A 12,786-nucleotide genomic window follows, 5' to 3' on the forward strand; every position below is an offset into this window, starting at 1 on the left:
TCTACCGCGCTGATCGTTTTCGCCCTCCGTCTGCCTCGTCTGTGGTTGAGCGTCGCCAGCGGTGGCGCAAACACCCGAATTCCAATATCCGATCCCCACAATTGACCGACTCCTCAGGAGACCCGACATGGCCGACAAACTGATCATATTCGACACGACCTTGCGTGACGGCGAACAATCGCCCGGCGCGTCGATGACGAAAGAAGAAAAAATCCGCATCGCGAAGCAGCTGGAGCGGATGAAGGTGGACGTGATCGAAGCAGGCTTTGCGGCCAGCTCGAACGGTGACTTCGATTCGATCCACACCATCGCGGGGCTGATCAAGGACAGCACGATCTGTTCGCTCGCCCGCGCCAACGACAAAGACATCCAGCGCGCCGCTGACGCGCTCAAGCCTGCCGATCGTTTCCGCATCCACACGTTCATCGCAACGTCGCCGCTGCACATGGAAAAGAAGCTGCGCATGACGCCGGATCAGGTATTCGAGCAGGCGAAGCTGGCTGTGCGTTTTGCGCGCAAGTTCACTGACGACGTCGAGTTTTCGCCGGAAGACGGCAGCCGCTCGGATATGGATTTCCTGTGCCGCGTGCTGGAAGCCGTGATCGCGGAAGGCGCGACCACCATCAATATCGCGGACACGGTCGGTTACGGCGTGCCGGAACTGTACGGCCAGCTCGTGAAGACGCTGCGCGAGCGCATTCCGAACTCGCATAAGGCGGTGTTCTCCGTGCATTGCCATAACGACCTCGGCATGGCGGTGGCGAACTCGCTGGCCGGCGTGAAGATCGGCGGCGCGCGTCAGGTCGAGTGCACGATCAACGGTCTCGGCGAGCGCGCGGGCAACACGTCGCTCGAAGAAATCGTGATGGCCGTGAAGACTCGTAGGGATTACTTCGGCCTCGATATCGGTCTCGATACGACGCAGATCGTGCCGGCATCGAAGCTGGTGTCGCAGATCACTGGTTTTGTCGTGCAGCCGAACAAGGCGGTGGTCGGCGCGAACGCGTTTGCGCACGCCTCGGGCATCCATCAGGACGGCGTGCTGAAAGCGCGCGACACCTACGAAATCATGCGTGCCGAAGATGTGGGCTGGAGCGCGAACAAGATCGTGCTCGGCAAGCTGTCGGGGCGTAACGCATTCAAGCAGCGTCTGCAGGAACTGGGCATCGCGCTCGATAGCGAAGCCGAGCTGAACACTGCATTCGCGCGCTTCAAGGAACTGGCCGACCGCAAGGCTGAAATCTTCGACGAAGACATCATCGCGATCGTGACCGAGGAATCGGCCGAGGCGCAGGAAAAAGAGCACTACAAGTTCCTGTCGTTGTCGCAGCATTCGGAAACCGGCGAGCAGCCGCACGCGAAGGTCGTGTTCTCGGTGGAAGGCAGGGAAGTGACCGGCGAAGCGCGCGGCAACGGGCCGGTCGATGCCACGCTCAATGCGATCGAAACGGAAGTCGGCAGCGGCTCGGAATTGCTGCTGTATTCGGTGAACGCGATTACCACCGGCACGCAGGCGCAGGGCGAAGTGACCGTGCGTCTGTCGAAGAGCGGGCGCATCGTCAACGGCGTGGGCACCGATCCGGACATCGTCGCGGCTTCCGCGAAGGCCTATATCTCGGCGCTCAACAAGCTGTATTCGAACGTGGACAAGTTGAATCCGCAACGTTCGGAATGAGGAGGAAGCAGGGCGCTGATTGCGTTCCTGCTAACCCGTGATGATCGAAGCCCTGTGCCTTGAAAAGCACGGGGCTTCGTTTTGTGCGTCGCGTGTTTGATGCGGCGCGTGCGTGTGCTACCGCTACTCCGCAGCAGTGCGCCGCATCGACCAGCCGCGCGCGGCGCGTGCCTGCGCCTGGACCTGATGCCGCACTTCGACGGCGATCTCACGGCGCGGCGCATCGGCGACAAACGCGTCGAGCAGCTCACGCACATCGTGATCGACGAAATCGGCGCGCGTCGCGTCGACGATCAAAGTCGCACCGTCGGGAATCTGCTGCAGATAGTGCTTCAGCGGCACCTTGCCGAGAAACGACACATCTTTGCGAAACGACAGCAGATAGTGATCGCCGTGCTGCGCGAGCACGATCGGGCTGCGCAGGTTCGCGTACAGCGCAAGCAGCACGCTGCACAGAATGCCGAGCAGGATGCCGATCAGCAGATCGGTGGCGAGCACGCCGACCAGCGTGACGATGAACGGCGCAAACGGCGCGAAGCCCTGCCTGGCGACAGCGACGAACAACGACGGCTTGGCCAGCTTGAGACCGGTGAAGATCAGGATCGCCGCGAGGCAGGCCAGCGGAATCAGGTTGATGACGCTGGTGAGCGCAAACATACTGACGAGCAGCAAAACACCGTGGATGATTGCCGACAGCCGGCTCTGCGCGCCAGCATGCACATTGGCGGAACTGCGCACGATCACCGAGCTGATCGGCAGGCCGCCGATCGCGCCGGCGATCAGATTGCCGATGCCTTGCGCCTTCAACTCGCGATCCGGCGCCGCCGGGCGGCGTTGCGGATCGATCTGCTCGACCGCTTCGAGGCTGAGCAGCGTTTCCAGACTCGCGACGATCGCGAGCGTCATGGCCACGCGCCAGATGTCGGGATTCACGAGCTGCGCGAAGTGCGGCCCGAAGTCGGCCCATTCCATCGCGACGCTCAACGCGGCGAACGATTCGAGCGTCGGCAGCGCGACGCGATGCTCGGCGGCCGGCGCGAGAGACGGCGCGAGCAAGCCGAGCAGCAGGGTCGCGCCGATGCCGAGCAAAACCACCGCGAGCGGCGCCGGTACGAGGCGCACCAGCGCGAAGCGGCGCAGCGCGCGAGTTTCCCAGCCGGCCAGAATCGCCAGCGACAGCAGCGTGATTGCGCACGCGGCGAGCGAGATCGAGCCGATCGGCGTCGTTACCGTGCCGGCCGCATGGGCGGCGGCTTGTGACGCTGATGACGCCGAGGGCGCGTGCGGGCCGAACAGCCCGAGCGCAAGCGGGAATTGCTTGACGATCAGCAGCACGCCGATCGCCGCCAGCATGCCTTTGATGACCGGCGACGGCACATAGGCGGCGAACCGGCCGGCCTTCAGCATGCCGAAGCCGAACTGGATCACGCCCGACAGCAAAACGGCCAGCAGGAAAGCGGCGAAGCTGCCGAGCTGCGCGATCCCGTCGACGACGATCACGACGAGGCCCGCCGCCGGGCCGCTCACGCTCAGCCGCGAACCGCTCAGCACGGCCACCACCAGGCCGCCGACGATGCCGGACACCAGCCCGGCGAACGGCTCGACGCCCGATGCATTGGCGATGCCCAGACATAGCGGCAGCGCCACGAGAAAAACGACTGTGCCCGCAAACAGATCGCGCTGAAACGTAGAGAAAAAAGCTCGAAGATTCATGGTGTCGACGCCGGTGAATGAGTGTGTCTTGCGTGCAAGGAAAGCCGGCAACGCGAAATCGAAGTGCGTGGGTTCCGGCGTGGTGCGCTATGCGGCGCTGTGGGCGATCGCAGTGCAAGCCGTCGCGTCGTCGGCTTCATAGCCGGACGTGAGTACCTTGATGCGCCCATCCTCGAGAGCGAAGATCCAGCCGTGGACGAGCGGCGGGGACTCGGCTTCCTGCACGATCGGACTCGCACGTAACTGGCGAACCTGTTCGAGCACGTTCAGTTCGGCGAGGCGATCGATGCGCGCGCGTTCGGAAGCGTGCCCTTCAAGTTCGCCGCGATGGGTTTGCGCCAACGCGCATAAAGGCGCGATCCGCCGGTTGACGTGCGGCAGCCGCGGTTCCGGCGGCAACAGCGCGGCGCGCACGCCGCCACAGCCATAGTGTCCGCAGACGATCACATGACCGACCTTCAAAACCCGAACCGCGTATTCGAGGACGCTTGCGGAGTTGTCGTCGTCGGGATGAAAGAGGTTGGCGATATTGCGGTGAACGAACAGATCGCCGGGCTCGCAATGCGTGATGGTTTCGGCGGGCACGCGGCTGTCCGAGCAGCCGATCCACAGCACGTGTGGATTCTGGCCCCGCACCAGATCGCGGAAAAAATCGGGGTTGCGCGCAGCGGTTTCATGCGCCCATGCAACGTTGGCGACCAGCAGGCGTTTGGGACGGTTCATCGATAGCGGCTCCGGAAGTGAGGCAAATCGGCTGCGACCTGGCGCCAGCGTGCCGGCGGCGCGGCAAACGCAAGGTCGAATGCCGGATTTTTTCTTACGAAAGCCTTTCTATCAAAAAATTAAACCGGTGTGTGAGAAATAAAATTCGCCGTCATGCGTGATAAATAAAAAAAAGCCGCCTGAAACGGCGGCTTGGTAGATCCATGCATCCTGAGTAGGAACGGATGCTCAGAACAGGTTGCGGCGATCCGGATCGTGCAGCGGATCGGGGGTTTTCTGCGTGAGCCGCACGATGCCCTGGCCGTCGAAATAAAAGCTGTACATCATGTACCAGACGTTGTCTTCCAGGTAACGATAGGTCCAGACCTCGCGCTTCATGAGCGGGAAGTACGAGGTTTCGACGGGACGGCCGAAATTGACGAGTACGTCGCTCTTGGTCCACTTGCCGATTTCCGCGCGGTAGAACTCGTTGGGCTGGAGCACCTGGCGTACGTTGACGATCTTGCCGGCGGCGTCGATGTCGGCGGCGGTGGTGGTTTCGCCCATCGGCTGCGTTGGCCACATGAGGCGTTTGCCGCCTTTCGGCAAATCGTAGATTTCGCGTGGCGCGCCGAGCCGCGCGACGATGGTCGACTCGTCCGCGCCTTGCTGAAATTGCTGCCACGGCTGCACGCAGCCGGCTAGCGTCAACGCGCTCAGGCAGACGAGCGCGGCACGGTGCAGGCGGGTGGCGGCGGGCACGCCGGTCGACTCCGCCCTGGAATGGTGGCCGTTGAACATGAATTCCTCCGATGGCGTTTGAATAGCGGTTTTTATCATCGAGACGCATTATTTTGACACGCGCTGCGGCAAAAGATTTGCGCTTCATGCGAGGCTCCGCCGCAGGCATGGAACGAGCTGGCCGGCTTGCTTATTCCGTCGCGAACGCCCTATGATCCGCGCTTCGAACGATTCAGGCGGGGCGAGGACGATGGCGAAGTGGCAACGGGCGGCGGCTGGGGCGCTGGTGGTGGTTTCAATGGCTGCGGCAGTCCATGCAGCGGGCGCGACAACGGCTGGCGCGGCGAGTGGGGCGGCGAGCGGGGCGGCAAACGGGGCAGCAAACGGGGTTGCAAACGGGGTTGCTAACGGAGCAGCGAACAAAGTAGCAAACGGAGCAGCAGGCGCGGCGACCACCAGGCCGGCTGGTGCGCCGATCCAGCTCGCGCTGATCGAAGGCATGTCCGGCCCGTTCGCGAATGCGGGCGCGGCGGTGGAGCGCAATCTGCGGTTCGGCGTGGAGCAGGTGAATGCGCATGGCGGCGTCAAGCTTGCCGATGGCTCACATCCGCTCGAACTGGTCGTGCTGGACAGCAAGGGCAGCACCGAAGAAGCGCTGGTGCAACTGCGCGCGGCGGCCGACCGGCACATCGGCTACATCCTGCAAGGCAACAGCTCGGCGGTCGCGGCCGCGCTGATCGGCGCGATCGACAAGCAGAACAGCCGCGAGCCGGAGAACCGCGAGTTGTTCCTCAACTATTCGGCCGACGATCCCGCGCTGACCAACGCCAATTGCAGCTTCTGGCATTTCCGCTTCGACGCGCACGCGGGCATGCGCATGGACGCGCTCGCCGACGTGATCCAACGCGACAAAGCGGTGAAGAAGGTCTATCTGCTGAACCAGGACTACAGCTTTGGTCACGATGTCAGCAGCCTCGCGCGCTCGGCGCTGGTTGCGAAGCGTCCCGATATTGCCGTTGTCGGCGACGAGTTTCACCCGATCGGCCGCGTAAAGGATTTCGCGCCGTACATCGCGAAGATCCGCGCGAGCGGGGCGGATGCGGTCATCACCGGCAACTGGGGCAACGACCTGACGCTGCTAGTCAAGGCGGCGCGCGAGCAGGGTCTCGATACGAAGTTCTACACGTTCTACGGCAATAGTCTCGGTGCGCCAGCGGCGTTGGGCGACGCCGGCGTCAAGCACGTGGTCGCGGTGGCCGACTGGCACCCGAACGCAGGTGGCGTGGCTTCCGACGCCTGGTACGCAGCGTTTCGCGCCCGTTTCCCCGCCGCGCAGGACGATTATCCGGTGCTGCGCATGTCGCTGATGATCGAAACCCTCACCGAGGCGATGGGCCGCGCTGGCAGCGCTAACCCGGCGGCCGTCGCGAAGGCGTTGGAGGGGATCAGGTTCGACAACGGCTTCCATGCCTCGTGGATGCGCGCCGACGACCATCAGCTGATCCAGCCCCTTTACGTAATGGAGATGGACAGGGCAGGTTCGCCGGGCGTGCATTTCGATAACGAAGGCTCTGGGTACGGCTTTCGCACGGTGCTGGCGTTGCCGCCCGAGCGTACCGTGCCGCCGACCGTCTGCCGGATGAAGCGGCCATGAATCGACCATGAGCCGGCCAAAGCGCCACTGAACCGGCCCGGCACAGCAGGGTTCGCGGCTGGTTTGGGCTGTGCTACAATACGCGTCCCGTTGTACGTTGTAATACGGGTAACCCACGGCACGGCCTTTCTTCCGTGACCGCCTGTCTAGTTCTCAAGGAAATCGACATGTCCGCAGTTGAAACAAGCAAGAAGTCCGAAGTCGTTGCGCAATTCGCACGCGCAGCCAACGACACCGGCTCCCCCGAAGTTCAGGTCGCGCTGCTGACGACCCGCATCAACGAACTGACCGTTCACTTCAAGGCGCACGCGAAAGATCACCACAGCCGCCGCGGTCTGCTGCGCATGGTGAGCCGCCGTCGTAAGCTGCTCGACTACCTGAAGGGTAAGGACGCGGATCGTTACCGCGCACTGATCGAGAAGCTGGGTCTGCGTAAGTAATCGGCCAGTCGTTCAGCAAGATGCCTGTGTCAGTTCCGCTGATACAGGCATTTTGTTTTTGAACGGTGTGCTTCATGTGATGCGCACCGTCTGTTGTCCGCGCTAACGTGCCCGCGCATGTGGCGCGGAGCAGAAAAAGCAGTAAAAAAGCAGTAAAAAAAGCAGTAAAAAAGAGAAACACGGCCGGGCTGCAGGGCAGGGCTTTGTGTCATTCCAGCGGTTCGCGCGCGTAGAGCGTGGTTCTCTGGAATGGCATAACACTACTCTTCCCATGTGGCGCCGGTTCTGGCGTTGCCGCGCCGCTTCTGGTTCGCGCGGCATTACGATGAGGAAAAGCAATGACTATGTTCAATAAAGTCGTCAAAGAGTTTCAGTGGGGACAACATAAGGTTCGCCTCGAAACGGGCGAAATCGCTCGCCAGGCGAGCGGCGCGGTGATCGTCGACGTCGAAGACACCGTTGTGCTGGCTACCGTGGTCGGCGCCAAGACGGCCAAGCCGGGCCAGGACTTCTTCCCGCTGACCGTCGACTACCTCGAAAAGACCTATGCCGCCGGCAAGATTCCGGGTGGCTTCTTCCGCCGCGAAGGCCGTCCGTCGGAAGGCGAAACGCTGATTTCGCGCCTGATCGACCGCCCGCTGCGCCCGCTGTTCCCGGAAGGCTTCTACAACGAAGTCCAGGTCGTGATCCACGTCCTGTCGCTGAACCCCGAAATTCCCGCTGACATCCCCGCGCTGATCGGCGCGTCGGCGGCGCTCGCCGTGTCCGGTCTGCCGTTCAACGGCCCGGTCGGCGCAGCACGCGTGGCCTACATCAACAACGAATACGTGCTGAACCCGACCCGTCCGCAAATGAAGGACTCGGCGCTCGACCTGGTCGTCGCCGGTACGGAACGCGCGGTGCTGATGGTGGAATCGGAAGCGCAGCAACTGAGCGAAGAAGTGATGCTCGGCGCCGTGGTGTTCGGTCACGAGCAAATGCAGATCGCGATCGACGCGATCCATGATCTGGTCCGCGAAGGCGGCAAGCCGGAATGGGACTGGCAACCGGCGGCGAAGAACGAGCCGCTGATTGCACGCGTGACAGAACTGGCGCAAGCCGATTTGCTCGCCGCTTACCAGATTCGCGACAAGCAGGCGCGTTCGGCCAAGCTGAAGGAAGTCTACGCAGCCGCGTCGGCGAAGCTGGAGGAAGAAGCCGCGGCAGGTGGCACGGTGGCAGCCGACAAGGCGACCGTCGGCAACGTGCTGTTCGACATCGAAGCGAAGATCGTCCGTACGCAGATCCTGAACGGCGAGCCGCGTATCGACGGCCGCGACACGCGCACCGTGCGCCCGATCGAAATCCGTACCGGCGTGCTGCCGCGTACGCACGGCTCGGCGCTGTTCACGCGTGGCGAAACGCAGGCGCTGGTTGTCGCGACGCTGGGCACCAAGGGCGACGAGCAGAACATCGACGCGCTCGAAGGCGAATACCGCGAGCGCTTCATGCTCCACTACAACATGCCTCCGTTCGCGACCGGCGAAACGGGCCGCGTCGGTTCGCCGAAGCGCCGTGAAATCGGCCACGGCCGTCTGGCCAAGCGCGCGCTGGTCGCGTGCCTGCCGAGCGCCGACGAATTCGGCTACTCGATCCGCGTCGTCTCGGAAATCACCGAATCGAACGGTTCGTCGTCGATGGCTTCGGTGTGCGGCGGCTGCCTCGCACTGATGGACGCCGGCGTGCCGATGAAGGCGCACGTCGCCGGCATCGCGATGGGCCTGATCCTCGAAGGCAACAAGTTTGCGGTGCTGACCGACATTCTCGGCGACGAAGACCACCTCGGCGACATGGACTTCAAGGTGGCGGGTACCGAGCAAGGCGTGACCGCGCTGCAAATGGACATCAAGATTCAGGGCATCACCAAGGAAATCATGCAGGTCGCCCTCGCGCAAGCGAAGGAAGGCCGTATGCACATCCTCGGCAAGATGACCTCGGCGGTGTCCGGCGCGAACACGCAACTGTCGGAGTTCGCACCGCGCATGATCACCATCAAGATCAACCCGGAAAAGATCCGCGACGTGATCGGCAAGGGTGGTTCGGTGATTCGCGCGCTGACCGAAGAAACCGGTACGACGATCGATATTTCGGACGACGGCGTTGTCACCATCGCGAGCACGAGCAGCGAAGGGATGGCCGAAGCGAAGAAGCGTATCGAGAACATCACGCTGGAAGTCGAAGTGGGCCAGGTGTACGAAGGTACCGTGCTCAAGCTGCTCGATTTCGGCGCGATCGTGAACATCCTGCCGGGCAAGGACGGTCTGCTGCATATCTCCGAAATCGCCAACGAGCGTATCAAGGACATCAACGACTACCTGAAGGATGGCCAGCAAGTGAAGGTCAAGGTCATCCAGACGGACGAAAAGGGTCGCGTGCGTTTGTCGGCCAAGGCGTTGCTGAACGACGCCGCGTCGGGTGCGCCGCAAGGCGAACCGACGCCGCAGTAATGCGGTAGAAAGCGACGGCCGGCAGCGTGAATGCGCGCCGGCCGTTTTTCATGCAGGGTGCAGGGTGGATTGCACTGCGGGCGGGTGAAAGCGGGTAGAAGCGGGTACTCTGTTTGCATGGAGCGCTTCGTGGGCTGTTCAGACGATTCGTGTCCCCCAAGGGGACTTCCTTCGGGGTGCCGGTACGCAACGCAATCCAATCTTGGAGTTGACGCAGATGAAAGCGATCGAAATCACTGAATTCGGTGCGCCGGAAGTCCTGAAGCTGGCGGAGCGGCCGATGCCGCAGCCGAAAGCCGGCGAGGTGCTGATCAAGGTGGCGGCTTCGGGCGTCAACCGTCCGGACGTGTTCCAGCGCAAGGGTGGCTATGCGCCGCCGCCGGGCGCGTCGGATTTGCCGGGGCTCGAAGTGGCCGGCGAGATTGTCGGCGGCACGATCGACGAAAAGAACAACCCGTTCGGTCTGAAAAGTGGCGATCGCGTGTGCGCGCTGCTGGCGGGCGGCGGCTACGCGGAATATGCGGCGGCGCCGCTGCTGCAGTGCTTGCCCGTGCCGGCGGGTCTGTCTGATGTGGAAGCGGCTTCGCTGCCGGAGACGTTTTTCACGGTGTGGAGCAACGTCTTCGACCGTGCACAACTTGGCGCGGGCGAAGGTGCGCCGAATGAGACGCTGCTGGTGCAGGGCGGTTCGAGCGGCATCGGTGTCGCGGCGATCCAGATTGCGCACGCACTCGGTTTTCGCGTGCTCGCCACCGCGGGTTCGGACGAAAAGTGTCACGCGTGCGAAGCGCTCGGCGCGGAGCGCGCGATCAACTACAAGACTGAAGATTTCGTCGAAGTCATCAAGTCGATGACGAACGATCGCGGCGTCGACGTGATTCTCGACATGGTGGCCGGCAACTACGTGCCGCGTGAGCTGTCGGCGCTGGCCGACGGCGGGCGCATCGTGGTGATCGCGTTGCTCGGCGGTGCGAAGGCGGAAGTGAATCTGAACGAAGTGCTGCGCCGTCGTCTGACGGTAACTGGCTCGACGTTGCGTCCGCGGCCGATCGAATTCAAGGCGAAGATTGCCGCGCAACTGAAAGAGCGCGTGTGGCCGCTTCTCGAAGAAGGCCGCATCAAGCCGGTGGTGCACCGCGTGTTTCCGGCGGCGCAGGCTGCCGAAGCGCATGCGCTGATGGAAAGCAGTACGCACGTCGGCAAGATCGTATTGACCTGGGGTCAGGACGCTTGACGCGGCCGGTTTGACCCGATCCACCCCACGCAGTAAAATTGCGCGTTTTGCGCACGCCGCATGAATCCGCAAGGCGGGCCGTCAGCACAATCAAGGCGCGAGGCATGGCGCCAAGCGAAGTCCGCCGCCACGACACAAGACGAGACGATGTCGAAACAACGAGCCAAACTGGTAGTTGGTAACTGGAAGATGCACGGGCGCCTCGCCGATAACGCCACGCTGTTGCAGGCGGTAGCGCAGGGCGCCGGCGAATTGCCGGCCGACGTGCGTGTCGGCGTCTGTGTGCCGTGTCCGTATCTTGCACAGACGCAATCGTTGCTGGAAGGCAGCCGGGTCGTGTGGGGCGTGCAGGACCTGTCCGCGTTCACGCACGGTGCCTATACCGGCGAAGTGGCTGCGCAGATGGTCGTGGATTTCGGCGCGTCGCTGGCCATCGTCGGACATTCGGAGCGCCGCGCCTACCATCGCGAAAGCGCGGAACTGGTGGCGGTGAAGACTCAGCGTGCACTGGAAGCGGCCTTGACGCCGATCGTTTGCGTCGGCGAAACGCTCGAAGAGCGCGAGGCCGGTTCGACCGAGCAGGTGGTCGGCGCGCAACTGGATGAAGTGCTGGCGAAATTGTCGACGCAAGAGGCGGCGCGTATCGTTGTTGCGTATGAGCCTGTGTGGGCGATCGGCACCGGCAAGAGCGCGACGTCGGAGCAGGCGCAGGCCGTTCACGCATTTCTGCGTTCGCGTCTTGCGGCAAAGGGCGCGGCTGTTGCGGATGTGCCGCTGTTGTATGGCGGCAGCGTGAAGCCGGAGAACGCGGAAGAATTGTTCTGTCAGCCGGATATCGACGGTGGCCTGATCGGCGGCGCGTCGTTGAAAGACCAGGATTTCCTGGCGATCTGCAAAGCGGCAGGCGCGGCAAGCGTCGCCGGTTAAGCAGGGCGCCTCGGCGAGGATGACCCCATCCCGCGCGGCACACCTCGTGTGGCGCGGTTAAATAAAGACTCAGGTGAGTGTGATGCTGTATTTGAAAACATTGATTATCGTCGTTCAGCTGTTGTCGGCGCTCGGGGTCATCGGCCTCGTCTTGCTGCAGCACGGCAAGGGCGCCGATATGGGTGCTGCTTTTGGTAGCGGCGCGTCGGGCAGCCTGTTCGGAGCGACGGGTTCGGCGAACTTTCTGTCGCGTACAACAGCGGTTCTCGCGGCGGTGTTTTTCGTCACTACGTTGACACTTACGTATCTCGGTGCGTATCGTGCGAAACCCTCCGCAGGCTTGCTGGGCGCGGCGGTGACTGCGCCGGTCGCGGCTTCCGCTGCATCCGCGCCGGCAGGTGCTTCGGCTGCATTGCCGGCGTCGGCTGCATCCGTCCCGGGCCAGGACGTACCGAAATAAATTTTTCGTTCAAAGTGCCTTTTGTGCGTTGAACAAACTGTTTGAACAAGTTACAATTCAAGTCTTGAAGCGATTCGCGGGTTTTATAAGTTGTTTTCCCGGATTGCATGCAGTGCCGACGTGGTGAAATTGGTAGACACGCTATCTTGAGGGGGTAGTGGCGTAAGCTGTGCGAGTTCGAGTCTCGCCGTCGGCACCAATGTTATCGAATGCCAGCCGCTTGCTTCGCTCCGGCTGGCATTTTCACTTCTGGTTCGCTGCTTGCGTTGGGCCTGCCACGTTGAGCATCCCGAAGTGATTTCGCGTCAGAGGTGCTATGCTCCTGACGGCACTCAGAACCAACCGATTGAGGATAGTCTTGAACCTCGCAGCCTATTTCCCCGTCTTGTTGTTCCTCATTGTGGGCACCGGTTTAGGCGTAGCACTGGTCAGTATCGGCAAGATCCTCGGTCCCAACAAGCCCGATACCGAGAAAAACGCACCGTACGAGTGCGGCTTCGAAGCATTCGAAGATGCGCGCATGAAGTTCGATGTGCGCTACTACCTCGTCGCCATTCTCTTCATCATTTTCGATCTTGAAACCGCGTTCCTGTTCCCGTGGGGTGTAGCCCTGCGCGACATCGGCTGGACGGGATTCATGGCGATGATGATTTTCCTGCTCGAATTCCTGCTGGGCTTCGCCTATATCTGGAAAAAGGGCGGCCTCGACTGGGAATGATGGATTAATCGCCGGTTTGCGTGGGTGGCCTGGCTT

Annotated in this window: 11 protein-coding genes and 1 tRNA gene; 9 read left to right on the plus strand and 3 right to left on the minus strand. The window is 62.4% G+C overall.

Annotated elements, in window-relative coordinates; all coding sequences use genetic code 11:
- Positions 1 to 127: 127 nt before the first annotated feature.
- Entirely contained in the window at positions 128 to 1,675 is a 1,548-nt protein-coding gene (locus AC3WLT_RS28865; RefSeq protein ID WP_492595070.1) for a 2-isopropylmalate synthase, read from the plus strand.
- Positions 1,676 to 1,798: 123 nt separating this feature from the next.
- Here the strand turns inward: AC3WLT_RS28865 and AC3WLT_RS28870 are convergent, their stop codons facing one another.
- The 3 genes from AC3WLT_RS28870 to AC3WLT_RS28880 all read right to left on the minus strand — a co-directional run bounded on the left by AC3WLT_RS28870 (position 1,799) and on the right by AC3WLT_RS28880 (position 4,891).
- Positions 1,799 to 3,388 carry a SulP family inorganic anion transporter gene (locus tag AC3WLT_RS28870; protein ID WP_492595071.1) on the minus strand — a complete coding sequence of 530 codons (1,590 nt, stop codon included), beginning with the start codon at positions 3,386 to 3,388 and terminating at the stop codon, positions 1,799 to 1,801.
- A gap of 87 nt (positions 3,389 to 3,475) precedes the next feature.
- The gene (locus AC3WLT_RS28875) at positions 3,476 to 4,111 is read right to left on the minus strand and encodes a carbonic anhydrase (protein WP_492595072.1); all 636 of its coding nucleotides are present in this window, start codon (positions 4,109 to 4,111) and stop codon (positions 3,476 to 3,478) included.
- Positions 4,112 to 4,339: 228 nt separating this feature from the next.
- Entirely contained in the window at positions 4,340 to 4,891 is a 552-nt protein-coding gene (locus AC3WLT_RS28880) for a hypothetical protein (protein ID WP_492595073.1), read from the minus strand.
- Positions 4,892 to 5,081: 190 nt separating this feature from the next.
- Here AC3WLT_RS28880 and AC3WLT_RS28885 point away from each other — a divergent pair, with 190 nt between their 5' ends.
- The 8 genes from AC3WLT_RS28885 to AC3WLT_RS28920 all read left to right on the plus strand — a co-directional run bounded on the left by AC3WLT_RS28885 (position 5,082) and on the right by AC3WLT_RS28920 (position 12,750).
- On the plus strand, positions 5,082 to 6,485 hold the full coding sequence (locus AC3WLT_RS28885) for a branched-chain amino acid ABC transporter substrate-binding protein (RefSeq protein WP_492595074.1): 1,404 nt from the start codon (positions 5,082 to 5,084) through the stop codon (positions 6,483 to 6,485).
- 167 nt (positions 6,486 to 6,652) lie between these two features.
- Positions 6,653 to 6,925 (plus strand): 30S ribosomal protein S15, encoded by a 273-nt coding sequence (gene rpsO / locus AC3WLT_RS28890; protein ID WP_073429571.1) that lies wholly within the window; start codon positions 6,653 to 6,655, stop codon positions 6,923 to 6,925.
- 338 nt (positions 6,926 to 7,263) lie between these two features.
- Complete coding sequence (pnp, locus tag AC3WLT_RS28895; RefSeq protein WP_492595075.1) at positions 7,264 to 9,411, plus strand: polyribonucleotide nucleotidyltransferase; 2,148 nt, start codon at positions 7,264 to 7,266, stop codon at positions 9,409 to 9,411.
- Between the two features lie 217 nt (positions 9,412 to 9,628).
- A complete protein-coding gene (locus AC3WLT_RS28900; RefSeq protein WP_492595076.1) occupies positions 9,629 to 10,645 on the plus strand; it encodes an NAD(P)H-quinone oxidoreductase in 1,017 nt (338 codons plus the stop codon).
- A gap of 147 nt (positions 10,646 to 10,792) precedes the next feature.
- Positions 10,793 to 11,572 carry a triose-phosphate isomerase gene (tpiA, locus tag AC3WLT_RS28905; protein WP_492595077.1) on the plus strand — a complete coding sequence of 260 codons (780 nt, stop codon included), beginning with the start codon at positions 10,793 to 10,795 and terminating at the stop codon, positions 11,570 to 11,572.
- A gap of 82 nt (positions 11,573 to 11,654) precedes the next feature.
- Positions 11,655 to 12,032 (plus strand): preprotein translocase subunit SecG, encoded by a 378-nt coding sequence (secG, locus tag AC3WLT_RS28910; RefSeq protein ID WP_115102477.1) that lies wholly within the window; start codon positions 11,655 to 11,657, stop codon positions 12,030 to 12,032.
- A gap of 114 nt (positions 12,033 to 12,146) precedes the next feature.
- Positions 12,147 to 12,231 (plus strand) — tRNA-Leu (locus AC3WLT_RS28915).
- A gap of 159 nt (positions 12,232 to 12,390) precedes the next feature.
- On the plus strand, positions 12,391 to 12,750 hold the full coding sequence (locus AC3WLT_RS28920; RefSeq protein ID WP_025496704.1) for an NADH-quinone oxidoreductase subunit A: 360 nt from the start codon (positions 12,391 to 12,393) through the stop codon (positions 12,748 to 12,750).
- The last annotated feature ends 36 nt before the right edge of the window (positions 12,751 to 12,786 follow it).

It is taken from the genome of Paraburkholderia sp. FW306-2-2C-D06C, from assembly GCF_058781505.1.